The 23,346-nt window shown below is 69.8% G+C and carries 21 protein-coding genes; 18 read left to right on the forward strand and 3 right to left on the reverse strand.

Annotation, left to right across the window (positions count from 1 at the left end):
* Positions 1-12: 12 nt before the first annotated feature.
* The 17 genes from AC3ERS_RS01885 (at position 13) to AC3ERS_RS01965 (ending at position 21,758) form a co-directional block, all read left to right on the forward strand.
* The gene (locus AC3ERS_RS01885) at positions 13-888 is read left to right on the forward strand and encodes an AAA family ATPase (protein ID WP_068065360.1); all 876 of its coding nucleotides are present in this window, start codon (positions 13-15) and stop codon (positions 886-888) included.
* Positions 889-891: 3 nt separating this feature from the next.
* Positions 892-2,319: a vWA domain-containing protein gene (locus tag AC3ERS_RS01890; protein ID WP_431962772.1), complete on the forward strand. Its 1,428-nt coding sequence runs from the start codon at positions 892-894 to the stop codon at positions 2,317-2,319.
* Position 2,320: 1 nt separating this feature from the next.
* Positions 2,321-2,659, forward strand: coding sequence for an MmcQ/YjbR family DNA-binding protein (locus AC3ERS_RS01895; protein WP_431962774.1), 339 nt, complete (start codon positions 2,321-2,323; stop codon positions 2,657-2,659).
* Positions 2,660-2,729: 70 nt separating this feature from the next.
* Positions 2,730-3,608, forward strand: coding sequence for a hypothetical protein (locus AC3ERS_RS01900; RefSeq protein ID WP_431962776.1), 879 nt, complete (start codon positions 2,730-2,732; stop codon positions 3,606-3,608).
* A 101-nt stretch (positions 3,609-3,709) separates the two neighbouring features.
* Entirely contained in the window at positions 3,710-4,387 is a 678-nt protein-coding gene (locus AC3ERS_RS01905; RefSeq protein WP_431962778.1) for a hypothetical protein, read from the forward strand.
* A 175-nt stretch (positions 4,388-4,562) separates the two neighbouring features.
* The gene (locus tag AC3ERS_RS01910; protein ID WP_431962780.1) at positions 4,563-6,695 is read left to right on the forward strand and encodes an ATP-binding protein; all 2,133 of its coding nucleotides are present in this window, start codon (positions 4,563-4,565) and stop codon (positions 6,693-6,695) included.
* Positions 6,696-6,708: 13 nt separating this feature from the next.
* Positions 6,709-7,140: a hypothetical protein gene (locus AC3ERS_RS01915; RefSeq protein WP_431962782.1), complete on the forward strand. Its 432-nt coding sequence runs from the start codon at positions 6,709-6,711 to the stop codon at positions 7,138-7,140.
* A 148-nt stretch (positions 7,141-7,288) separates the two neighbouring features.
* Positions 7,289-7,939, forward strand: coding sequence for a nicotinate-nucleotide adenylyltransferase (gene nadD / locus AC3ERS_RS01920; protein WP_431962784.1), 651 nt, complete (start codon positions 7,289-7,291; stop codon positions 7,937-7,939).
* Positions 7,936-8,340 (forward strand): ribosome silencing factor, encoded by a 405-nt coding sequence (gene rsfS / locus AC3ERS_RS01925; RefSeq protein WP_431962786.1) that lies wholly within the window; start codon positions 7,936-7,938, stop codon positions 8,338-8,340. Before nadD ends, rsfS begins: the two co-directional genes overlap by 4 nt.
* The gene (locus AC3ERS_RS01930; protein WP_431962788.1) at positions 8,337-8,996 is read left to right on the forward strand and encodes a histidine phosphatase family protein; all 660 of its coding nucleotides are present in this window, start codon (positions 8,337-8,339) and stop codon (positions 8,994-8,996) included. Before rsfS ends, AC3ERS_RS01930 begins: the two co-directional genes overlap by 4 nt.
* Before the next feature lie 1,219 nt (positions 8,997-10,215).
* A complete protein-coding gene (octT, locus tag AC3ERS_RS01935) occupies positions 10,216-10,899 on the forward strand; it encodes a diglucosylglycerate octanoyltransferase (RefSeq protein ID WP_431963571.1) in 684 nt (227 codons plus the stop codon).
* Positions 10,900-11,742, forward strand: a complete 843-nt coding sequence (locus AC3ERS_RS01940; protein WP_431962790.1) for a DegV family protein — start codon at positions 10,900-10,902, stop codon at positions 11,740-11,742.
* A gap of 286 nt (positions 11,743-12,028) precedes the next feature.
* Positions 12,029-12,292, forward strand: coding sequence for a GNAT family N-acetyltransferase (locus AC3ERS_RS01945; RefSeq protein ID WP_431962792.1), 264 nt, complete (start codon positions 12,029-12,031; stop codon positions 12,290-12,292).
* Positions 12,293-13,520: 1,228 nt separating this feature from the next.
* Positions 13,521-14,432, forward strand: coding sequence for a ComEA family DNA-binding protein (locus tag AC3ERS_RS01950; RefSeq protein WP_431962794.1), 912 nt, complete (start codon positions 13,521-13,523; stop codon positions 14,430-14,432).
* On the forward strand, positions 14,429-18,406 hold the full coding sequence (locus tag AC3ERS_RS01955) for a ComEC/Rec2 family competence protein (RefSeq protein ID WP_431962796.1): 3,978 nt from the start codon (positions 14,429-14,431) through the stop codon (positions 18,404-18,406). The genes AC3ERS_RS01950 and AC3ERS_RS01955 overlap by 4 nt, the downstream gene beginning before the upstream one ends.
* A gap of 764 nt (positions 18,407-19,170) precedes the next feature.
* The gene (gene holA / locus AC3ERS_RS01960) at positions 19,171-20,142 is read left to right on the forward strand and encodes a DNA polymerase III subunit delta (protein ID WP_431962798.1); all 972 of its coding nucleotides are present in this window, start codon (positions 19,171-19,173) and stop codon (positions 20,140-20,142) included.
* Positions 20,143-20,204: 62 nt separating this feature from the next.
* Complete coding sequence (locus AC3ERS_RS01965; RefSeq protein ID WP_431962800.1) at positions 20,205-21,758, forward strand: LCP family protein; 1,554 nt, start codon at positions 20,205-20,207, stop codon at positions 21,756-21,758.
* A 75-nt stretch (positions 21,759-21,833) separates the two neighbouring features.
* Here the strand turns inward: AC3ERS_RS01965 and AC3ERS_RS01970 are convergent, their stop codons facing one another.
* On the reverse strand, positions 21,834-21,980 hold the full coding sequence (locus tag AC3ERS_RS01970) for a hypothetical protein (protein WP_431962802.1): 147 nt from the start codon (positions 21,978-21,980) through the stop codon (positions 21,834-21,836).
* A gap of 197 nt (positions 21,981-22,177) precedes the next feature.
* On the opposite strand from AC3ERS_RS01970, the gene AC3ERS_RS01975 reads away from it, so the two are divergent.
* Complete coding sequence (locus AC3ERS_RS01975) at positions 22,178-22,426, forward strand: MmyB family transcriptional regulator (RefSeq protein WP_431962804.1); 249 nt, start codon at positions 22,178-22,180, stop codon at positions 22,424-22,426.
* 94 nt (positions 22,427-22,520) lie between these two features.
* Here the strand turns inward: AC3ERS_RS01975 and AC3ERS_RS01980 are convergent, their stop codons facing one another.
* Complete coding sequence (locus AC3ERS_RS01980) at positions 22,521-22,766, reverse strand: hypothetical protein (protein ID WP_431962805.1); 246 nt, start codon at positions 22,764-22,766, stop codon at positions 22,521-22,523.
* A gap of 161 nt (positions 22,767-22,927) precedes the next feature.
* Positions 22,928-23,191: a 30S ribosomal protein S20 gene (gene rpsT, locus AC3ERS_RS01985; RefSeq protein WP_067840826.1), complete on the reverse strand. Its 264-nt coding sequence runs from the start codon at positions 23,189-23,191 to the stop codon at positions 22,928-22,930.
* Positions 23,192-23,346: the final 155 nt, after the last annotated feature.

The following is a 23,346-nucleotide window of genomic DNA, read 5'->3' on the forward strand; positions in this document are numbered from 1 at the left end:
AAGGACTGACCAGTGGCCGATGCACCGCAAGAGCCGATCTTCACCTCGGTCGACGACGTGATCGAGCGGCTCGCCACCACCGGCTATCTGGCCGACAAGGCCACCGCCACCTCGGTATTTCTCGCCGACCGGCTGGGCAAGCCGCTGCTCATCGAGGGCCCGGCCGGTGTCGGCAAGACCGAGCTGGCCCGCGCGGTCGCGCAGACCGCGGGCGCGGAACTGGTGCGCTTGCAGTGCTACGAGGGCGTCGACGAGGCCCGCGCGCTGTACGAGTGGAACCACGCCAAGCAGATCCTGCGCATCCAGGCCTCCAGCGAAAACGATTGGCAGGAAACGAAGGCCGACGTCTTCACCGAGGAGTTCCTGCTCTCCCGTCCGCTGCTCACCGCGATCCGCCGCACCGACCCGACGGTGCTGCTGATCGACGAGACCGACAAAGCCGACGTCGAGATCGAGGGCCTGCTGCTCGAGGTGCTCAGCGATTTCGCCGTCACCGTCCCGGAACTGGGCACCATCACCGCCAGCCGTAAGCCGTTCGTGGTGCTGACCTCCAACGCCACCAGGGAGCTGTCGGAAGCGCTCAAGCGCCGCTGCCTGTACCTGCACCTGGACTTCCCGGACGAGGAACTGGAGCGCCGCATCCTGGCCAGCCGGGTGCCCGAGCTGTCGGCCGCGGTGTCCGCCCAGCTGGTGCGCATCGTGCACGTGCTGCGCGGCATGCAGTTGAAGAAGCTGCCCTCGGTCGCCGAATCCATCGACTGGGGTCGCACCCTGCTGGCGCTCGGGTTGAAGGACCTGGACGACTCCACCGTGCGCGCCACCCTCGGCGTGGTGCTCAAGCATCAGAGCGATCACCAGCGCGCGCTGGCCGAGCTGAAGCTGGCCTGAGCCATGGTCACGGGATCGGGCCCGGCGGAGACGGTGTCGCTGGACGCCCCGCACGGGCTGCCCGGTCATCTCGTCGGCTTCGTCGAGGCGCTGCGGGCGCGCGGCATTCCGGTCGGTCCGTCGGAGACCGTCGACGCGGGCCGGGTGATGACGGTGCTGGATCTGCTGGACCGCGAGGTGCTGCGCGAGGGTCTGGCCTGCGCGCTGCTGCGCCGCACCACCCATCGCGCGACCTTCGACGGGCTGTTCGACCTGTGGTTCCCGGTGGCGGTGGGGCAGCGCGGCGTCGCCGCGGACGAGGTGGAGATTCCGCGTACGCCCGCCGGTGAGGTGGACATTCCCGCCTTGCGCGAAATGCTGGCCGAACTGCTCGCGATGGACGACCCGGGTCGGCAGCTCGACCAGCTGGTGGGTCAGCTGGTCGAGCAACTCGGCCAGTATCAGTCCGCGCGCGGGCCGTCGTTCTCGGCCTATCAGGCGCTCAAGGAGGTTCAGCCGCAGACGCTGCTCGCCAAGATCCTGGCCGGGCTTGCCGTCGGGCCGGACACCAGCGCGTTCGACGCCGAGGTCGCCCGCCGGGCGGCCCGGCAGCGCATCGACGGCTTCCGCACCGCCGTGGAGGCCGAGACGCGCAGGCGGGTGGCCGAACGCATCGGCCGCGAGCGGGTCGCGAGTTACGGCGTCGCGCGGCAGGCCGAGGACGTGGACTTCCTGCGCGCCTCCGAACGAGAGCTGGCCGAGTTGCGGCGCAGCACCCAGCGGCTGGCCAGGATCCTGGCGTCGCGTCTTGCCGTGCGGCGCAAGCACGCTCGCCGCGGCGAGATCGATCTGCGGCGTACGCTGCGCAAGTCCATGTCGACCGGCGGCGTGCCGATCGACCTGGTGAACCGCAAGCCGCATCCGGGGCGGCCGGAATTGGTTCTGCTGTGCGACGTCTCCGGATCCGTCGCCGGTTTCAGCAATTTCACCCTGCTGCTGGTGAGCGCGTTGCGCGAACAGTTCTCGCGGGTCCGGATTTTCGCGTTCGTCGACAACGCCGACGAGGTGACCCGGTTCTTCGACCCGAACACCCAGCTCGACGAGGCGATGACCAAGATCTTCACCGAGTCCGACGTCGTCGGCTTCGACGGGCATTCCGACTACGGCGGCGCGCTGACCGCGTTCGCCCGCGAATTCCCCGACGCCGTCACCAGCCGCAGCTCCTTGCTGATCCTTGGCGACGCCCGCACGAATTACCGTGACCCGCAGCTGGATACGTTGCGCGCGCTGGTCGGGGTCGCCAAGCACGCGCACTGGCTCAACCCGGAGCCGCGAACCCAGTGGGGCTCCGGCGATTCCGCCGCCGACCGCTACCGCGAGGTGATCGAGATGCACGAATGCCGTTCGGCCAGACAGCTGACCGACGTGGTCTCCCGGCTCCTGCCGATCTGAGATGGACGATGCGCAGCTGCTGGCCTACTGCCTCGCCAAACCGGGCGCCTGGCAGGACGAACCGTGGGAGGGCGATGTGGTCGCGAAGGTCGGCGACAAGATCTTCGCGTTCCTCGGCGGTGCTTCGGTCGGCCTGAAGTGCGGCCGAAACCGCGACGAGGCCGACGAACTCGTGCACATCTACCCGGACGACGTCACCGCCTCGGCCTACATCGGCCGATACGGATGGAACAGCATCCGGCTCGGCGGCGCGGTCCCTACCGACGAGCTGCGCGAGCTCGTCGACCAGTCCTACGACGCGATCGTGAGCAAGCTGCCGAAATCCAAACGCCCCACATAGTCCCGGACGCGCCACGCACGATCAGGATTCGTTAAGGATTTCTTTGGCGGCCCCGATCACGATCCCCCGCATGGGGAACGGAGCGCCGGAAGGCGTCGAGGCGGGGTGCGCCGGGCAGACCGGCGATGGGGAAGGGGATCAACGGGGCGAGGACGCCGAGCGGTTGGCCGAGCTGGCCGCGGCTCGGCTGCTCGACACCCCCGGCGAGGCGGAGGAGTATCTGCGCAAGGCGCTGGCGCTCGGTGCGGGCGCGCTGCCCGCCGAGACGCTCGCGCGGTGGCATTCGCAGCTGGTCATGGTGCTGGCGGGCCGCCCGGGGCGGGAGTTGGAGCTGGCGGAGACGGCACTGCACGCCGCTGCTCGCTGGGGTGGAGTGTCGGAGGCGGACGCGGTGCATCTGACCTTGGTCGCCGCCCGCGCACTCCATCGGGCCGGGCGGCACGCCGAGGCCGTCGAACTGTTCGAGCCACCGCTCGCGGCGGGCGCATCGCCTTATCCGGCGGCCGAAATGGCGGTGCTGCGTGGACAATTCGGCAAATCGCTGCGACTCACCGGTAAGTATCGCGAAGCGGGAGAGCAGTTTCTCGAAGGCGCACGGCTGGTCCGCACCGATCGCGGACGTGTCGAGCTCCAGGCCGAGCTGGTCTGGTCGGCCGCCTCCGCGTTGGACGCGGCCGGCGCGGAGGATCAGGCGCGGCTTGCGTACCTGCGCGCCGCCCAGCTGTGGGGCGAACTCGGTCGCATCGGACCGCGCTCGCGGTGCCTGCGTTCGGCGGCTTGGCTGCGGTACTGGTCCGCGGACTCGGAGTCCGAACGGGCGGACGGGATCGCCGCGCTCGGCGAGGTGCTCGCCGACCTCGAGGCGCTGGCGCAGCGCGAACCCTCGGCCCAGGTGACCCTCGAACTCGAATACACGCGCAACCAGCTCGAGGACATGCGGGAACGCTGATGGCGTTCTTCAGCGGATGCTCAGCCTTTCTTTGGCGGTGTGCCGGACCGTAGCGACAGACACCGAGAACGCCTCGGTGCGTCGCGAATTCGGAGACCGGAATGAAGATCTACGCCGCCGCCACTGTCGTCGTGGTGGCGATGGCCGGGCTGCTGACCACCTGCGCGGCGGCCATCGAGCCGGACGCCGTGGCGGCTCCGCCGAGCGCCGTGGCGCACGCCGGGTTCTCGGAGCTCGTCACCGGGCCCGGATACGTCCTCGACGTCCCGCAGATCGTGGGCGGCGATCCCGCCGCGGCGGCGTTCAACGCGGGCATGCTCGCGGCGGCACGCTTCTGGATCGACCAGGTGGACGCGCGAACCACCCTCGCGCCCGGCCCCGGCCAGGCCACCTATCTCGGGCCGCGGGTGCTGAGCGGGCTGCTGTCGGTGTCGGTCGACACCGGCGACGCGACCGTCGTCCTGCGCACGAGTCACGTGACCGACGTGCGGACCGGCCGCACGCTCACCCTCGCCGACCTGTTCACCGACCTCCACCGCGGCCTGGACACCCTTGCCGCCCGGGCCGCCGGCCTCCTTCCGCCGCAGTCCGGCCTCTCGGCCAGCGCACTCGAGCCCGCCGAGTACAACTACCGCGTCTGGCTGGCGACCCCGGCGGGCATGCAGATCCACTTCGGCGCCCCGGCCGAGGACCTCACCGGCGACATCGTGGTCACCGTCCCGTGGTACCAGCTCGACGCGGACCTCGCGCCGGGAATGCGGGATGTGTTCGGCGGCTGAGCAATTCCTTCGCCACCGATTGTTTCGGACAGTTTCCGGCCGCCGTCGGTGTGCGGGGAATTGACTGATTGCCCGAACGAATTTCCGAGGGTTTCATGTCGCGAAAATAGCTGCGCCCGAGGAGAATCCATCGATTACTCTTTGCGCTACGACTGACGTCGCCGGGGAGATTCGCATGAATGGGGAAGACAACAGGTTTCATCGCGTCACTGTCGGCGGGAGCGTCGCGGGGCAGGTTGTCGTCGGCGAGAACAACGTCGTGATCAATGCGCAGGGGTCACAGGTTTTCGTCCGCGACGGTCCGCCGCCCGAGGTGCGGCGGCGGACCCGGCCGGTGGGAGTGCCGATTCCGCGTGCGCGCGGCGACATGATCGGCCGACTGCCCGAATTGCGGTTCGTCGCCGAGTCGCTGGATCGCGGTGTGCCGGTGGAAATCTCGGGACCGCCGGGGGTGGGGAAAACCACGTTGCTGCGCCGGTTCGCGGCGGATCGCGCCCGGGGCGGGCATTCCGTCGTCTATCTTTCGGCGGCCGGTCTCGCGGTCGAGGATCTGATCCAGTCGCTGTTCCAGGCCTGCTACGACGCTGTCGACTACCGGCCGGACCAGACGGTGTTGCGGCGGCTGATGGGATCGATCCGCGCGCTCATCGTGATCGATGACTTCGACGGTTCCGCCGCCGATCTGGACAGCGTGCTCGACATCGTGCCCGCGGGCGATCTGATCGTCGCGACGACGACGAGAACGCTGTGGGGACAAGGACGTTCGCTGGAACTCCAGGGCTTGCCCGAGCCGCAGGCCATGGCGCTGCTCGCGGGCGTGCTCGGCCGCGGTCTCGGCTACTCGGACGCGGCGAGGCGGCTGTCCCGTGCGGCGCGTGGACACCCACTCGCCCTGGTGCGCGCCGCCGCGTGGGTCGCGCACTCGGGCGCCGGCGAGCTCTTCGCCGACCCCGGCCTGCTGCAACGAGCGATGATCGCCGGACTCGCGGGGCATGTGCGCGACGCACTCGGCGTGCTGTGCGCGCTGGCGGGCGTGCCGGTGAAACCCGCGCTGCTCGGCATTCTGCTTCGCAGGCCGGACACGACGGCCGACCTCGCGGCGCTGGAACGCATCCACCTGGCCGAGCCCACCGCGGCGGGCTATCGCCTGACCGGCAACCCCACCGCGCTCACCGCCGACTGGCAGGGTCCACTGCCGGATCCCGCCGATTTCGTTGCCCCGCTGCGTGATTGGGCCGTCCGTACGGCGACCGCCGCGGAGATCCTGGAACTGGACGCCGTGGTCGTCCGGGTGTTGCGGGCGGGCATGGTCCGCGGACGGCACGATTCGGTGCGCGAACTCGCCAGGGCCGTCTCGCCGGTCCTCGGCAGGGCCCTGCGCTGGGGATGCTGGAAGGAGGTGCTCGCGGTCGGCTTGCAGGCGGCGACCCAGGTGGGTCACGCCGCCGATCTCGCGTACTTCACCAGGGAAAGTCACGTGCGCGAGCAGGCGCTCGGGATGGCGGTCGGGGTGACCGTCGGCGTCGGGGCGGGCGCCACGGTCGTCGCGGCGCAGCAAGCCGGATCGCAGGCGGTGCAGAGCGCGCTGCGTTCGGTCGCGCTCGGTCATCCCGTCGCCACCGGCACGGTGGTCGCGGCGCTCGCGGCGGCCGCGACGGTCACCGGAGTCCGCCTCACCTCCGGCGAGGCGCCGCCCGCGGTCGGCCAAGCGCCGATCACGACGGTGCTGTCCACCGCGACGACCGGTCTGCTCCCGGTCACCACGACCCCGGAACAGACCAGCGGCCCGGCTCAGGCCCCGCCTCCGCCGCGGACGCAGCGGACAGATCCCGGACCGGGGGCCACCGACTGCGCTCCGCAGACCTACCTGGTCACCTTCGAGGCGGTGGCGGGCGGGGAACCTGTGACCCAGGCGGCGGGATTTCCCTGGCTGTCGTGCGACAACGAGGCGGCCGCCGCGCTCTCGGGCGACCCGGTCTTTCGAGCGACGCCCAACCCCTGCCCGCCCGTCGGAGTCAGCGGATGTATGTACGACTTCACCTTCAGCCCCACCGAGCCCGGCGACTATGCCGCCGAGCTGATCATCCCGTCCGACTCGGGTGGCTCGGCCATCACCTTCGAACTGCGCGGCAGCGCGGTACTCCCACCGACGGGCACCACCCCGCCGACCGGCTCGTCCTCTTCCACCACTACTCCGCCGTCGACAACGACCACCACCACGACGACGACCCCGCCGTCGCCCACGGTGACCCTGCCGCCGTCGTCCAGCACGGTGGAGCCCCCGTCCATCCCCTTCCCCACGAACTGAGAGGACACCACCCGTGACCGAAGCATCCGGAGCCAACTACCACCTGAACGTCGGCGGCGACGTGCCGGGGCAGATCGCCGTCGGGCACCACAACACCGTCAGCCGGGTGGAGGCAGGCCGGGACTCGACCCAGAACGCCGGCGCCGATCTCACCGCGTTGCGCGCCGAGTTCGAGCGACTGCGCGCCCAGCTGCCCGCCGAAGGGCCGCTGCGCGACCAGGCCGCCGAGCGCGTCGACGAGCTGGAGGAGGCGGTGACCGCGTCCGAGCCGGACCTGTCGACCATGGAGTACGTCCGCAACTGGTTCGCGCGGCGGCTGCCCGAACTCGCCGGCGCGGTGACCGGGCTGATCGTCCATCCGGCCGTCGGCGCATTGGTCGCCGCGGCGGGCGGGGGACTGGCGGGCGAGTTCGTCCGCCGCTTCGGCTCGACGGACGGGGCCTGACCTGCGGGGTCGAAACCGGCGGTGACCGACTCGGCCTGCCGTCGGTGACCTTCCCGCTCCGGGACGGGCCATGCCGCCGAACTGGACGTTCGTCCCAGGACCGGGCGTCCGGGCGGCGGTTCGCGGCGGAGCATTAAGCTCGGCACTCATGCAAGAGAAAGGCCGGACCGGACGCAAGCTGGGGGTGATGGGCGGCACCTTCGACCCGATCCACCACGGGCACCTGGTCGCCGCCAGCGAAGTCGCCAACCGGTTCGACCTGGACGAAGTGATCTTCGTCCCCACCGGACAACCGTGGCAGAAAGCACACAAAAAGGTCAGTCCGGCCGAGGACAGGTACCTGATGACCGTCATCGCGACGGCCTCCAACCCGCGATTCTCGGTCAGCAGGGCCGACATCGACCGCGGCAAGGTCACCTACACGGTGGACACCCTGCGCGAGATGCACGCCCAGTATCCGGACGCCGAGCTGTACTTCATCACGGGAGCGGACGCACTGGCCAACATCCTGTCGTGGCAGGATTGGGCGGAACTGTTCGAACTGGCGAAGTTCGTCGGGGTGAGCCGTCCTGGCTACGAGCTGAACGCCGATCATCTCCAGGAACATCTGCGTGATCTTCCGGCCGATGCGGTGACCATGATCGAGATCCCGGCTCTGGCCATCTCGTCCAGCGAGTGCAGGCGACGCGCCGCCGAGAATCGGCCGGTGTGGTACCTCGTCCCCGACGGCGTGGTGCAGTACATATCGAAGCGGCACCTCTACGTGCCCGAACCAGCGGAAGGTAGCAGGCAGGCATGAGCGCATCTGTCGAGTCGGTCGAGATGGCGCAGGTCGCCGCGCGGGCGGCGGACGAGAAGCTGGCTTCCGACGTGGTCGTCCTCGACGTCTCCGAGCAACTGGTGATCACCGACTGCTTCGTGATCGCGTCCGCGCCGAACGAGCGCCAGGTGAACGCGATCGTCGACAACGTGGAGGAGCGGCTGCGGCAGGCCGGTCACAAGCCGGTCCGCAGGGAGGGCACCCGCGAGGGCCGGTGGGCGCTGCTGGACTACGTCGACGTCGTCGTGCACATCCAGCACAACGACGAGCGCAATTTCTATGCGCTGGAACGGCTGTGGAAGGACTGCCCGGTGGTTCCGGTGGCAGGCGTCGGTGATCCGCGCGCCGCGGAGGGTGCCGAGGGGAACGGCGCCGAGTGAGCAAGTATGCCAGTGTGCGCACCCTGATCCTGTTGCGGCACGGGCAGACCGAATGGAATGCCTCGGATCGTATGCAGGGCCAGATCGATACCGATCTCACCGATCTCGGCCGAAGACAAGCCAAAGAGGCGGCGCGCGAACTGGTCTCGCGCAACGCCATCGCGATCGTCTCCTCCGATCTCAAGCGCGCCCACGACACCGCGCTCGCGCTGGGGGAGCACACCACGGTGCCCGTCGTGCGTGACCCGCGCCTGCGAGAGACCCACCTCGGTGACTGGGAGGGGCTGACCCACCTCGAGGTGGACGCCGACTATCCCGGCGCGCGCGTGGCCTGGCGGCTGGACGCCACGTATCGGCCGCCCAACGGCGAAAGCAAGCTCGAGGTGGGTGCGCGCTCGCTTCCCGTCGTCCAGGAACTGTTCAGCGAGCGACAGGATTGGCCGGGCCGGACTATCATCCTGGTGGCGCACGGCGGGCTGATCGCCGCCCTGACGGCCGCGCTGCTCGACCTGCCGCCACAGAACTGGCCGATCCTCGGTGGATTGGCCAATACCAGCTGGGTGCAACTGAGCAGCCACGGTCCAGGCATCGAACAGCCCGGGTGGCGCCTCGATGTGTGGAACGCAGCGGCAAAGGTAGCTCCCGATGTCCTCTGAAGAACCGATCAGATCGGTGCCGGACGAACTGTTCCAGCAGGTGACCGCCCGGCCGGAACGCCAGCTTCCGGATGCGTTGTTCGGCGGTCCCGCGGCCAAGCCCGCCCCGTCGGGCAAGAACGCCGCGAAGGGCGACGAACCCCTGCGGACGGTGCCGGACGAGTTGTTCAAACAGGTGACGGCCAAGCCGGAACGGCACCTGCCGGATGCGTTGTTCGGCGGGCCGCCGGCGAAGCGGGACGTCGATTCGGTGGGGGAGCCGGGTGCGAGTTCCTCGTCCGATGTGGGCGTCGGTGACGGTTCTGGCGCGTCGGGTGGTGAGGTCGCGGATGAGTCGGATGCCGATGGGGTTGGTGCGGATGGTGATCCGAGTGTCGTAGCCGATGCCGCCGTGGTGCGTGCCGACGGCGAGGCAAGCGCCGTAGCCGATGCCGCCATGGTGGTCGACGCCGCGGCGGTGGCCGAAGGCGTTGCGGTGGACGATGGCGAGCCAGGTGCCGAAAACAGTGCCGGGGACGGCGCGCTGGGGGGCCTGACCGTGGACGCGGCGTCCGAAGAGTCGGCCGCGCGTGGGCAAGCGGGGATCGAGACGGCCTCGCAAATCGATGGCGCCGCTGGACAACTCGTGGCCCCGTCGGGCGACGGTGTCGCTCGAGCGAGCGTCGCGGATGTGAGCGACGTGGTCGAAGCGTCGGTTCCGGATAGTGATTCCGGAGCCGGAGCCGGAGCCGGAGCCGGAGCCGGAGCCGGAGCCGGAGCCGGAGCCGGAGCTGTGCGTGAGGGCGGCGAGGCTGTCGTCGGTGAGCTGCGGTCCGTTGGGGTCGAGGATGGCGCGAACGGTGCCGTGTTCGAATCAATCGAACCTTCGGCGGAAGAGGCTGCCGGAGAGGCCGACCCATCGCTCTCGACGCCCGAGGGCGGCGACGGTGCGGACTCCGTGCCGACCGGTGAACCCGAGCCCGTGGACCCTGCGTCGGTTCCCGGGGTGACGGCCGCATCGACCGCCCCCACCGCGGTATCGGTATCGGATTCAGTAGCCGCGTCTGCCTTCGTTTCGGCGCTGATTCCTTCCGCCGCACCGCTTTCGGCTGTGCCCAACGAGCATTCGGGCGAAGACCTTCCCGCCGAGCCCGCGGGCGAAGCTGCGAGTACGGTAACCGTGGGTGAGGTGGTGCCCGCACCCGAGGCGGCCCCGGCCAAGCGCCCGGTTCTCTTGGTGATGGCCGACTCGCTCTCCTATTTCGGTCCGAAGGGCGGTCTGCCCGCGGATGATCCGCGGATCTGGCCGAATCTCGTGGGCGCCGAACTGGATTGGGACGTGGAACTGGTCGGCCGGATCGGCTGGACCTGCCGCGACGCGTACTGGGCGCTGATCGGCGACCCTCGGGTGTGGGCCGCCGTACCCAACGCGAGCGCGGTGGTCTTCGCCGTCGGCGGCATGGACACCCTGCCGTCACCACTACCGACCGCGCTGCGCGAGCTCATCCGCTATGTGCGTCCGCCGGGGCTGCGCAGGCGCGTTCGCACGGTCTACAACTGGCTTCAGCCGAAGCTGTCGAAGCTGGGTCGCCCGGTCGCGCTGCCGCCGAAGGTGAGCGTCGAATACCTGGAGCAGTCCCGCGAGGCGCTGGCACAGCTGCGCCCGGATCTGCCGTTCGTCGCCGTACTGCCCTCGGTGCACAACTGCGAGGCGTACGGACGGGTGCACTCCGGGCGGCCGCGCGCGGTGAAGGCGCTGCAGGCCTGGTCGGAGCGCAGCGCGGTGCCGCTGGTGGATCTCGGTGAAGCGGTGCGGGAGAACATCTTCTCCGGCGACGCCAATCCGGATGGCATCCACTGGGGTTGGGCTGGGCACACCGCGGTAGCCAACGCGATGGTCAAGACCTTGCAGGAGGTTCGGTAGTTGGCCGTCGTGGTCGTCACCGATTCGTCCGCCAGCCTCCCCGCCGAACTCGTCGCCGAGCTGGATATCGCCGTCGTACCGCTGCACGTCCTCGTCGGCGACCGCGCCATCCGCGAGGGCGTGGAACCGATCGACATCGACTACGCCGCAGACACCGTGACCACCTCGGGAGCCTCGCCGGGCGAGCTGCGCGAGGTCTACGAGCGGGCGCTGGCGCGCAGCGGGGGAGACGGTGTTGTCGCGGTGCATCTTTCGCGTCAGCTGTCCGGCACCTGGGAGGCGGGCAGGCAAGCCGTGCGCGACATGGACGCCGCCGACCGGGTGCGGCTCGTCGATTCCCTCGGCGCGGGCCTGGCCACCGGACTCCCGACTCTGGCGGCCGCGCGGCGAGCGAAAGCCGGTGCGTCGCTGGACATCGTCTACGACACCGCGGTCGCGGCCGCCAGTCGTGCGCGCACCTTCTTCCTGGTCAACCGGACCGAGCAGCTGCGCAGGGGTGGACGGCTGAGCAGCGCGGCGGCGTTCTTCGGCAGCGAGCTGGTCACCAAACCACTGCTGCAAATCGTGGAGGGCCGCCTCGAACTGCGCGAGAAGGCGCGCACCCGGTCCAAGGCGTACGCCAAACTCGTGGCCGCCGCGGTGGACGCCGCCGGAGAAGACGGCGCGGCAGTGGCAGTGCAGCACCTCGAGGCGGCCGAGGCGGCCGAAACCGTGGCCGGGCAACTGCGCGAACTGATTCCAGGGATCCGTGAACTCATCGTCGCGGAGTTCGGACCGGTGCTCGGCGTGCACCTCGGACTCGGCGCGGTCGGTGTGCTCGTGGTTCCCGGCGGCTGCGCGTGACGGACGAGCGATCACGATGAGCGCAACCGTGACGATCGCGCGCGATGCCGGATAACTTCGGGACAATGACGAGTTCGACGCCGCCGACACGTCCGCCGCTGACCGTGGTCACGGTCGATTGGGCGCATCCCGACGCGGTGACCCTGCGCGAGGAGATGGCCGCCGAGGTCGGTCCCCGGTACGCCGACCTGGCCCGCACCGTGCGCGGCACTCGGAACGCGGTCGACGAGTCCACCGTGCACCGCACCTTCGTCGCCTATTCGGGTGGGCCGCCGGTCACGCGGCGATGCGTTGGAACGCGGGCGAACTCGAGCTCGAGCGGATGTTCGTCCGCCCCGCCCATCGCGGCTCGGGCGTCGCCGACGCACTGCTGACCGCGGCCGAAGACGCCGCCCGCGCCGAGGGGCTGCCCCGGCTGATCCTGCAAACCGGCCATCTGCAGCCGGAGGCCGTGCGGTTCTACGTCCGCAGCGGGTACCACCGCATTCCGATCTTCCCGCCCTACGAGGTGTTGCCGCTGTCGAATTGCTTCGCCAAGCAATTGAAGTGATGCCGTGCGGCCGTCGCGCCTGGATCTACGCGGGTCAGGGTTTCGCGGATGGGGTTGTCCACAGCGGAGCGGTTATCAACAGGTCTACGGAAATGCCTGGTCGCAGCGGGCTGTTCGGTCCGGTCGGCTGCGTACGGTCGCGGGCATGCGACGACATGACGAACGCGAGCGGATTCGACGGCAGCTCGGCGCGCTGACCGTCCGGGTAGGCGCGAGCAGGGCCGCGGGTGCAGGGACGACCCTGTCCTTCGGCGATCGCGCCCGGTCGGAGGATGTCGTTGTCGTGCGTTCCGGAGCGTCGCCGCCTGGTTCGGTGTTCGCGAGGGCGGCTAGGTCGGGCGAGACAGACATTGTCGATGTCGGCGTTCGGATGTCGAGTGCCGGTTCGGTGCGTGGCGGGCTCGCGGTGGAGGCGGGCGCGCGGCCTGTGTCGGACGAGGACGTGTCCGTGAGTTCCGTGGACAGCGCGCGGGCGTCGGTAGGCGGGGATGTGGCTGTTGTCGCGGCGGGTGTCGAAGCGTCGCCGCGTGGTTTGGTGTTCGCGAGTCGGGCGGCTGGGTCGGGCGCGACCGAGACTGTGGATGTCGGCGTTCGGCGGTCGAATATCGGTTCGGTGCGTGGCGGCCTCGCGGTGAGGGCGGGCGCGCGGCCTGTGTCGGACGAGGACGTATCCGTGAGCTCCGTGGACAGCGCGCGGGCGTCGGCAGTCTGGGATGTGGCTGTTGTCGCGGCGGGTGTCGAAGCGTCGCCGCGTGGTTCGGTGTTCGCGAGTCCGGTGGCTGGGTTGGGCGAGACCGACATTGTGGATGTCAGTGTCCAGCCGTCGAATGTCGATTCGGTGCATGGCGGGATGCCATTGCCCGCAGCGGTGGCGGGCTCGCACCAGATGGCGGACAGGGAAGCGCCCACGAGCTCCGATGGAAGCGTGTGGGCGTCGGTAGGCGGGGATTCCTCTGCGTCACATCGGGAGGAATGGCAGCGGATCCGAGGACGGTCTGAGAAGAATTCGGGGCGTTGGCATTTGGAACGCCTGCCGCCGCTGGAATCGGACGTGTTCGGGGAAGCGATGGCGGTCGATCACCCCGAATCTGGTGAAGCGGCGTCGCGAGTCGAGGAAGCACGGGTTCGAACCAAGAGTCGAGTGGCGGCCCCCGAGCGCGTTCGGTCGCGACCGACATCGAGTACGGCGGCGCCCGACCATCGTTCCGCGGCGTATTCCAGTGATGTCGTGGATTCCAGCGAGGTCGCGGACGACGAGGCGGCCGTCGGTCAGGTGAGTATGGCGGCGTCCGGCCGTCGTTCCGCGGCGTATTCCGGTCGTGTCGTGGATACCGGCGAGGTTGCGGACGACGAGGCGGCGGTCGGTCAGGTGAGTACGCCACGTTGGTTGGACGAACCCCCGCGCGGTCCGGGCTGGTGGGAGCGCTTCGTCCCGGAGCGCTTTCACGGTGCGCGTATCGATCCCGGCCGCCGCGGCGTGCTGGCGTTGGCGGTGGTCGGATTGGCCGCCGTGCTCGTGGCGACGGTCGTGGTTTTCCGTGAGCGCCCGGTGGCGCACGCGGTGCCACCGTTGCCCGCGGTGCATACCAGCACGACTCCGCTCGGCTCACGTCCGAACCGTTCTCCGGCGCAGCCGGTTCCAGCCACAACGGGGGCGATGCCCGCGGCGGGGACCGCCGAGCTGGTCGTCAGTGTTGTCGGACTGGTCCACCGCGGCGGATTGGTGCGGCTGCCCGAGGGCGCTCGGGTGGCGGATGCGCTCGCGGCGGCGGGCGGCGCCCGCGACGGCGCCGATCTGACCGGCATCAACCTCGCCCAGCGCGTGAAGGACGGTGACCAGATCCTCGTCGGACTCGCCGCTCCGTCGCCCGGGCCGACCCAACTCGGCAGCACCACGATCACCACGACCGGCCCGAGTGCGGCCTCCCGCCCGAGCGCCGGGTCGTCCGGCAAGGTCGATCTCAACAGGGCCACCGAGGCGGAGTTGGACGCCTTGCCCGGCGTCGGCCCGGTCACCGCGGGCGCAATCGTCGCGTGGCGCACGGCGAACGGCCGCTTCACCGCCCTCGAACAACTCGGCGAAGTAGACGGCATCGGCCCCGCGCGGCTGGCCCGCCTGCGCGATCTGGTGATGATATGACCACGTCCCTCGATGCGCGGGACCCGGAGGCAGCCGACGCCCTGCCGACTGTGGACGCGCGGCTGCTCCCCACCGCCCTGTGCTGCTGGGGAGTGACGATCGCCGCGCTGACCTCGGGCTGGTCGGTCGGGATCGCGGTCGCGCTCGGATTGCTGGTGACGGCAGCCGGATTGGCGGCGATGGTGCAGCGGGAACGTTTCGCGCGAGGGCGGGTCGTTCCGCTGACCCTGCTTCTCGGCGTCGCTGTCGCTGTGGTGGTTGGACTTTCGAGTGCTGGTACCGGTACCGATCTCACCGTGGCCGTGGCCGTGGCCGTGGCCGTGGTACTGGCGATGGCGGTCGGACCGGTGTCGCTGTCAGCCGTTCGCACGAAGCGTTTTGTGCGGTTGCCCGTGGCGTGCATGCTCTTGACTGCCGTGGTCCTCGGGGGCGGAGTCGTCGTCGTGGAAGTCGGTGCCGGGGTGACGGTAGTGGTGGCCGTGGTTGTCGCGGCAGCGGTAGCGGTGGCAGTCGGACCGGTGTCGATGTCAGCGTCGCGCCCGGAGCGTTTCGTGCAGCGTGCCATGGCATGCACCTTCTTGACCGCCGTGGTCTTTGGGGCCGGAGTCGCCGTCGTTGTAGGGGCCGGGGCCGGCGCGACGGTAGTGGTAGCCGTGGTGGCCGTCGCAGCAACGGCGGCGGTGGCTGTCGGATCGCGGTCGATGTCGCGTTACCGCACGGAGCATTTCGTGCGATTGGCCGTGGCGTGCACGCTCTCGGCGGTCGTGGTCCTCGGAGGCGGAGCCGCCGTCGTCGCGGGAGTCGGGGCGGGGGTGGCGGTAGCGGTAGTCGCGGCAATGGTGGTGATCGTGTCGGGGATACGAGGGAAGGGTGAGGTTTCCCAGGGGCGTCGGGCCGTGGCGTGGACGTTGCTCGCTGCTGCACTGCTCGGGGCGGGTTTCGCGATGGCTGCGGCGTGGCGGGAACATCGCGTCGCGACGCATCCGATGCGCGAGGCGTACGGGCTCTCGATGCGGGTTGTCGTCACCCCGACGGACGACCCGAAGCCGATGCGGGCCAATGGTTTCGGTGGTGAACCGCGTTGGATCGTCCGGGCCGCGCTGCGCGAATATCACAGCGCCGAAGCGACGGTGCGGTCTGGCGGCCGGGTGGTGATCCTTGCGGCGGGCACGGAGTGGGGTGACCTGCTGCCCGGGCAGCCGATCGAATTCCGGGCGCAACCACAGCCGCCGAAACATCGCGACCTGACGGTCGCCACGCTGCATGCCCTGGGGCCTCCGAAACCTGTTGCGGCACCGCCGTGGTGGCAGCGGGCGGCCGCATCGGTGCGCGACGACTTCGCGGGCGCGGCGACCGCCGCATTGCCTCCGGACGCGGCGGGACTGATCCCGGCGTTGGTTCTCGGTGATACTTCCGGCCTGCCGGAACCCGTCCGCAAGGACTTCGAAACCTCTGGCTTGCAGCATCTTTGCGTAGTGAGTGGCGCGAACTTCACGATCCTTCTGTCGGTCGTCTTGTTCGTCGTGCGGGCGCTCTCGGTGGGTCCCCGGGTGGCGGCGACGGCCGCGGCGGCGGCGCTGCTCATGTTCGTGGTGGTGGCCCGGCCGGATCCGAGCGTGCTGCGGGCCGCCGCGATGGGTGCTGTCACGTTGCTCGCGCTGGTCACCGGCCGCCGCAAACAGGCGCTGCCCGCGTTGTGCGCGGCAGTGATCGGCCTGTTGCTGGTCTGGCCGGAACTCGCGGTGAACGCCGGATTCGCGCTGTCGGTGCTGGCGACCGCCGGACTGATCCTGCTCGCGCCCGGCTGGGCCGATTGGCTGCGGGCCCGCGGTTGGTGGCGGCTGCCCGCCGAGGTGGTCGCGGTCTCGGCCGCGGCCTTCACGGTCACCGTGCCGATCATGGTCGCCCTGACCGGCCGGGTCAGCGTTGTCGCCATCCTGGCGAATGTGCTTGTCGCACCGGCGATCGCGCCGATCACCGTCGTCGGTGCGCTCGGCGCTGCCTGCGCATCGGTGTGGTCGCCGCTCGCGGAGCTGATCCTGCGTTGCGCGGGCCCGCCGCTGTGGTGGTTGCTCGAGGTCGCCGAACGCACCGCGGCGCTGCCCGGCGCGACGATCACCGTGCCCGCCGGTTCGGTCGGTGGCCTGACCGCTGCCGCGCTCGTGATCGTGGTGGTGTGGGCGCTGCGTGCCGCCCTGGTACGCCGGCTCGCGACCGTCGCGGTGCTGGCCGCGGCCGCCGTCCTGCTGCCCGCCCGGCTCTGGCATCCCGGCTGGCCTCCGTCCGATTGGGTTCTCGCGGCCTGCGACATCGGCCAGGGCGACGGCCTGGCCCTCGCCACCGGCCCTGGCACCGCCATCGTCATCGACGTCGGCCCCGATCCGCGCACCATGCGCACCTGCCTGGACCGCCTCCGCATCCACCACATAGCCCTCCTCGCCCTGACCCACCCCCACGCCGACCACATCGGCGGCCTGACCGGCGCACTCCACGGCCGCACGGTCGCCGCCATCGCCACCGCCCCAGGGGAACTCAGCGAAGCGATATCTTCGGGACCGTCTGCCGCACCGGGCGGAGTCGATGAAGTGGTGCCTTCCAAACGCTCTGCCGCGTCGGGCGGAGCTGTCGAAGTGCTGCCTTCGGGGCATTGTGCCGCCCCGAGTGAACTCGAGGGCACGGTGCCTTCGGGGCTGTGCACCGCCCCGCGTGGAGTCGATGAAGTGGTGCCTTCGGCAAGTTGTTCCGCGCTGGGCGACGCTGGTGAAGCGATGCCTTCGGGGCATTGTGCCGCCCCGTGCGAACTCGAGGGCGCGGTGCCTTCGAGGCTTTGTTCTGCCGCGCCGGGCGGAGCTGGCGAAGTGCTGCCTTCGGGGCATTGTGCCGTCCTGGGCGGAATCGACGGCGCGGTGCCTTCGGGGCTTTGTACTGCCCCGCGTGGAGTAGATGAAGTGGTGCCTTCGGCAAGTTGTTCCGCGCTGGGCGACGCTCGTGAAGCAATGCCTCGGGGACGTTTCGCTGCCCTGGATGGAGTGGATGGAGCGGCGCTTTCGGGGCTTTGTGCCACGACTGGAGTGGATAGAGCGGTGCAGTCGAGGCTTTGTGCGGCCTCGAGCGAACTCGAGGGCGCGGTGCCCTCGAGGACTTGTGCTGGCCCGAGCGAACCCGATGAAGCGATGTCTCCGGAACTTTCTGCTGCCCCGGAGGAGCTCGGCGAAACAATGCCTTCGGGACTTTCAGCCGTCCCATCCGACCTCGGTGGCCCGGGCATCGGCGGAGTCGGGTCGACAGCTGCATGCGGCGCGCCGACGGCCCATCCTGATGCGAGCGCGCACACCGAACACTCGACAGCACGGACAACAGGAGTTCGTGCGATTGATGCCGTCACGCCGGGCATCGGTGAGATCGCCCTGCCTGCGCGCCGACGCGTCACCGACGACCGTACGCCGCTCACCGGTGCGGCCCAGGTGGCGGAGATCGCCGGACGTACCGGCATTCCGCTGCTCGAACTGGCCAGCGGACACGTACTTCGTTTCGGCGCGGTGGAATTGACCGTTCTCGCGCCAGCCGGACCCGGTCCGGGCGGCCCGCACCTCGCCGACGAACCGAACGACAGCTCCCTGGTCATCGTGGCCACCACCCCGGCCGGCCGAATCCTGTTCACCGGCGACATCGAATCCCCGGCCCAGCTGCGCCTGCTCCGCGAACCGGCAGCGCTGCGCGCCGACATCTTGAAGGTTCCACATCACGGATCACGGACCACGACAAGCGAATTCCTCGCCGCCGTGCGCCCTCGGCTGGCCATCATCAGCAGCGGCGCGGACAACACCTTCGGCCACCCGCATCCCAAAATCCTCACCGAGTTGCACACCCTCGGCACCACGATCGCTCGCACCGATCTGCACGGGGATGTGCTGATCGCCGGAGGCCCGTCCGACCTACGCATCCTCACCACGCGCTCCGGACCGAGCACATGAACGACCGAGATCGCTCAGCCCCGGAATCCGAAAGGAGCAGGCCAGCGATGAGGAGCATGCTCGCACCCGCCGTGCAGGTGGACACATGGACGTTCGTGCCACTGCCACCGGTTGTCGGCGCGGGCACAGCGCCGACACCTCGTAGTCCACCGAACCCTGACCGCCGCGTAAGCGTCCGCGACAACAGCAGCCGCGTGGCGGCAGACCCGCACCAGATCGGATTGCGGATCGGCCTGCGTCTAGTTGGCCTGCGCCCGGTCGGTGTGCGCTCCGGCCTGAACACGTGAACGGCCGAGATCGTTCAGCCGTGCTGGCGGCCGATCCGCGCCTGGTCGGCCTGTGCTCGGTTGGCCCGCTCCTGGTCGGCCTGCGCGGGTCGGCTTGCGCCCCGGCCGATCCACTCCTGGTCGGCCTGCGCGGGTCGGCTTGCGCCCCGGCCGATCCACTCCTGGTCGGCCTGCGCGGGTCGGCTTGCGCCCCGGCCGATCCACTCCTGGTCGGCCTGCGCGGGTCGGCCTGTGCCCCGGCCGATCCACTTCCCAGTCGGCCTCCCCCTGGTTGGGGCTGTGCAGGGTCGGCCTGCGCCCCAGTCGACACCGTCGCCGCCGCGACATGACGCACGCACCCGAGCGATCGCCGCGCTCCGCAGCTTCGACTACACGCACCTGCACCCATGTCGTCCCGAATTCGCGCACGATCAGCTGGTCACGGGTCGTCGGTGCGGGCGAACAACCCTGTCGGCGGGGGACCGTAGGATCGGGCGGGTGAGCGAACGGTCTGCGGCGGTGCATCTGGTCCTCGGCGAGGAAGAGCTGTTGATCGAGCGTGCGGTGGCGGGGATCACCGCGCAGGTCAGGGCGGTGGCGCCGGATGGGGACGCGGTGCCGGTGGACCGGCTGCGGGCGGGGGACGCGAGTACCGCGGAGCTGGCGGAACTGTTGAGTCCGTCTTTGTTCGCGGAGGATCGGGTGATCGTCCTGGAGTCGGCGGCCGAGGCGGGGAAGGAAGCCGTCGCGGTGATCACGGAGGCCGCGGGGGATCCGCCGGACGGCGTGGTGCTGGTGGTGCTGCATTCCGGCGGCGGGCGGGCCAAGGCGCTCGCGCCCGTGCTGCAGAAGTCGGGGGCGGTGGTGCACAACTGCGCCAAGCTGACCAAGGCGGCCGAGCGGACGGAGTTCGTGCGCGGCGAGTTCCGCGCCGCGGGGGTGCGGGTGGCGGCGGACGTCGTGCAGGTCGTGCTGGAGGCGGTCGGCTCGGATCTGCGTGAATTGGCCGCCGCCTGTTCGCAATTGGCGGCCGACACCGGTGGCAAGATCGATGTCGCCGCGGTGCGGCAGTACTACTCGGGGAAGGCGGAGGTGTCCGGGTTCGACGTGGCCGAGCTCGCCGTCGCGGGCGACCGGCCCGGCGCGATGGAGGCGCTGCGGTGGGCCAACGATCGCGGCGTCCCGCACGTGCTGCTGGCCGACGCGCTCGCCGATTCGGTGCACACCATCGCCAGGGTCGGTTCGGCGGGTCGCGGCGACCCGTTCAAGCTCGCCCAGCAGCTGGGCATGCCGCCGTGGAAGGTGAAGAAGGCGCAGGCCCAGGCGCGCGGCTGGACTCCGGCCACCATCGGCACCGCCATGCAGGTGGTCGCGACCTTGAACGCCGACGTGAAGGGCGGCGCGGCGGACTCCAGTTACGCCCTCGAACACGCTTTGACGAGCATTCTCGACCTGCACGGCGCGGGGTGACCCCAGACAGTATCGATTGCGGCAAATGATTGGTTACCCAATCCGTGTCAAACTGGATTGGGATGAACGAGCGACGAGCGCGGGCTCCCCGCATCGATGCTTCCGACCGCAACGGGCGGCGTCGGGCGTCCCGCGACGTGCTTCAGCTGCCCACACCACCCCGCGGCTTCGGTCGCACGGTGGCGAAGGTGATGGCGGGCGGCTTGTCGGCGCTCGTGCTGGCCGGCGCCGCGGTGGGCTGGGCCACCGAGAACGGCTTCGACGCCGGCTTCGGCCGTTCCCACGCGCTCGGCGACGACGCGCCGCGATCGCTGGGCGGCGCGATGAACATCCTCCTGATCGGCCTGGATACGCGAAAAGACCAGAACGGCAACGACCTTCCCCAGGAAATCCTCGATCAGCTCCACGCGGGCGACAGCGACCAGGGCGGCTACAACGCCAACACGCTGATCCTGGTGCACATCCCCGCCGACCTGAAGAAGATCACCGCGGTTTCCATCCCGCGTGACGACTACGTGGCCGTCTCCGGCATCCCGGGCTACACCCACATGAAGATCAAGGAGGCGTACGGCCTGAAGAAGGCGTTGGTGCAGGAACACATGGAGGCGCGGGGCGAGACCGATCGCACGAAGCTGGAGCGGGCGGGCCGGGAGGCGGGCCGTGCCTCGATCGTGCAGGCGGTGCGCAATCTGACCGGCGTGCCGATCGACCGGTTCGCCGAGGTCACCCTCGCCGGTTTCTACGATCTGGCCAAGGCGCTCAACGGCGTCGACGTGTGCCTGCGCAAGCCGGTGCGCGATCTCGAATACTCCGGCGCCGACTTCCCGGCCGGTCGCCAGCGCCTCGATCCGGCCCAGGCGCTGGCCTTCGTCCGCCAGCGCCACGGCTTGGAGAACGGCGATCTGGACCGCACCCACCGCCAGCAGGCCTTCCTCACCTCGGTCGCGAGGGAGCTGCGGAATGCGGGCACATTCACCGACGTCGGCAAGCTCTCCGCCCTGATGGACGTCGCGCACCGCAATATCGTGCTCTCCGACGGCTGGAACGTCACCGACTTCCTGCGCACCGTCGGCTCCGCCGCCAGCCCGACCGTGGAGTTCCGCACCCTGCCGGTGCTGCGCTACGACGTGATCGATGGTCAGGACGTGAACATCGTCGATCCGGCTGCCATCCGCCGCGAGGTGCGCGCCGCGTTCGGTGAGACCGTGCCGACCGCACCGCCGCCGCTGTCGAGCACCGTCGACGTGCTCAACGCCGATGGCGAAGACGCTTACGCCGCACGGGTTTCCGCCGCCCTCGCCGCGCGCGGCTACCTGACGGGCACGGTCGGCTACGCCGCGTCCTCGGAGGGCTCGGCCTCGGCCGTGTACTACGGCCCCGGCAACGACGCCGACGCCGCCCGCCTGGCCCGGACCCTCGGCGGCCTGTCTGTCATCCGGTCCGCGACCGTGCCCACGGGCCGCATCAAGGTCGTCATCGGCTCGGACTTCACCATGCCGACGGCTCTCGCCGCCGCATCGGCCACCACCCACACCCCGACCACTCTCCCCATCCCGGACGTCGGCAAACCCGTGGACGCCGCCATCTCCGGCGACCAAATCCCCTGCGTGAACTGACAGCCCTGCACAGACGCCTCGCAGGAGTTTTAGGTGCTGCAAGGACCTGTGAAAGCGACGACCAGGCCAGTGGGCTCAGGCCCGCTGTTCGATTTTCAGGTCGCCGAAGGTGACGCTTCTGGTGAGCGGGCGGGACAGGAATTCGTGCGGGAAACCGAGGTCGACGGCGGTGGCGTGTTCCAGACGGTCGATGGCATGGAATCGCGAAATGGCTTGTCTCATAAAGGATTTCGACGCACTATCGGAACGGTGGCGCAACTCGATGTGGTTGTGCCTGCTCGATCCGGGCGCTGCGCGAGTTCTACGTGGAGCGTGAGCGCGTCATCCGGGAAGGTGTCGCGGACCTGCGCGCGGCATAGGCGGCGCACCCGGACGATCAGCGACTGGCCGACCTGATCGGCGAGTTCACGGCGCACAGCGTGGAGTTCGCGCGCGCCTGGGACCGTCACGACGTGAAGGTGCAGGGGCGCGGGAACAAGCCGCTGTGCCACCCGGAGGTCGGGCCGCTGGTCGTCACCTACGAGGTGCTGATGCCCGTGCAGGATCCCGACCAGCGGATCGTCATCTATCGGGCCGCGGACGCCGACTCACAGACGGCGTTGAACCGCCTGATGGCCGGAGCCGCGGCAAAGAATCCGCGCGCGGCGGAGCTGAGCCCGCCGAGCTGAGTCGAGCAGTGTCCGTCGAGCCGAGCTGTGTCGGCCGGACCGAGCGGCGTCCGCGGGGCTGAGTCCCCGGGACGACGCCCGCCGAGCCGGTCGCTCAGTCCGCCGAGCTGAGCAGCAGTTCGTCGTCCTCGTCCGATTCCTCGAACCGGCCTTCCCATTCGTCGTACACGGGCACATCGTCTTCCCGGGTCACGATCCACTCCAGCGAGTAACCACCGTCGTCGTCGGGGACCATGACGTTCTCGATCTTCAGGCCGAGCCCGAGCACCTCGGCGGCGCGGATGACCTCCGGGAGGTCCTCGGCTCTGACCACGGTCTGATTCGCGTACACGGTTACCATGCGCGGAATCGTAGCCCCCGACACCGACATCTCGGCTACGGTCCGGTGAACTCGTCGACGAGGCTCGGATTCGGGTCGGACACGACAAAAGCCGCCGTGGTCATCGAGGCCGCGGCGGCTGGCGTCAGAAGAATGGATCCCGGATGCCCGGGACCGGCGAATCAGCCGAGCTTGTTGTAGGCCAGCGCGAGCGCCGACTTCTTGTTGGCGGCCTGGTTGGCGTGGATCACGCCCTTCGAGGCGGCCTTGTCCAGCTTGCGGCTGGCGAACTGGAGACGCTCGCCGGCCTGATCCTTGTCACCGGCGGCAGCGGCTTCCCGGAAGCTGCGGATCGCGGTGCGCAGCGCGGACTTGACCGACTGGTTGCGCTTGCGCGCCGCCTCGTTGGTACGGATCCGCTTCATCTGGGACTTGATGTTGGCCACGCCTGTTTCCTCGTGTTCCTGTCGCTGAGTGGTATGTACTGAGAAGTCTTGCGCGTACGACACGCCCGAGGTGAACGGGTATCGCGACGCCGAAGGTCGAGGTTACCAGCCGCCGCGCGGCACACGAAATCGGCGCGTCGGGGCCTGTCCGGACG

This window comes from Nocardia sp. bgisy134, assembly GCF_057708325.1.

What these genes read in the sequence shown, in the direction of transcription:
- AC3ERS_RS01910 (WP_431962780.1), top strand. Translation starts at nt 4,563, where the DNA reads ATGAATGGGGAAGACAACAGGTTTCATCGCGTCACTGTCGGCGGGAGC.
- AC3ERS_RS01895 (WP_431962774.1), top strand. Translation starts at nt 2,321, where the DNA reads ATGGACGATGCGCAGCTGCTGGCCTACTGCCTCGCCAAACCGGGCGCC.
- nadD (WP_431962784.1), top strand. Translation starts at nt 7,289, where the DNA reads ATGCAAGAGAAAGGCCGGACCGGACGCAAGCTGGGGGTGATGGGCGGC.
- rsfS (WP_431962786.1), top strand. Translation starts at nt 7,936, where the DNA reads ATGAGCGCATCTGTCGAGTCGGTCGAGATGGCGCAGGTCGCCGCGCGG.
- AC3ERS_RS01945 (WP_431962792.1), top strand. Translation starts at nt 12,029, where the DNA reads ATGCGTTGGAACGCGGGCGAACTCGAGCTCGAGCGGATGTTCGTCCGC.
- AC3ERS_RS01905 (WP_431962778.1), top strand. Translation starts at nt 3,710, where the DNA reads ATGAAGATCTACGCCGCCGCCACTGTCGTCGTGGTGGCGATGGCCGGG.
- AC3ERS_RS01900 (WP_431962776.1), top strand. Translation starts at nt 2,730, where the DNA reads ATGGGGAACGGAGCGCCGGAAGGCGTCGAGGCGGGGTGCGCCGGGCAG.
- AC3ERS_RS01890 (WP_431962772.1), top strand. Translation starts at nt 892, where the DNA reads ATGGTCACGGGATCGGGCCCGGCGGAGACGGTGTCGCTGGACGCCCCG.
- octT (WP_431963571.1), top strand. Translation starts at nt 10,216, where the DNA reads ATGGCCGACTCGCTCTCCTATTTCGGTCCGAAGGGCGGTCTGCCCGCG.
- AC3ERS_RS01970 (WP_431962802.1), bottom strand. Translation starts at nt 21,980, where the DNA reads ATGAGACAAGCCATTTCGCGATTCCATGCCATCGACCGTCTGGAACAC.
- AC3ERS_RS01955 (WP_431962796.1), top strand. Translation starts at nt 14,429, where the DNA reads ATGACCACGTCCCTCGATGCGCGGGACCCGGAGGCAGCCGACGCCCTG.
- AC3ERS_RS01980 (WP_431962805.1), bottom strand. Translation starts at nt 22,766, where the DNA reads ATGGTAACCGTGTACGCGAATCAGACCGTGGTCAGAGCCGAGGACCTC.
- AC3ERS_RS01965 (WP_431962800.1), top strand. Translation starts at nt 20,205, where the DNA reads ATGAACGAGCGACGAGCGCGGGCTCCCCGCATCGATGCTTCCGACCGC.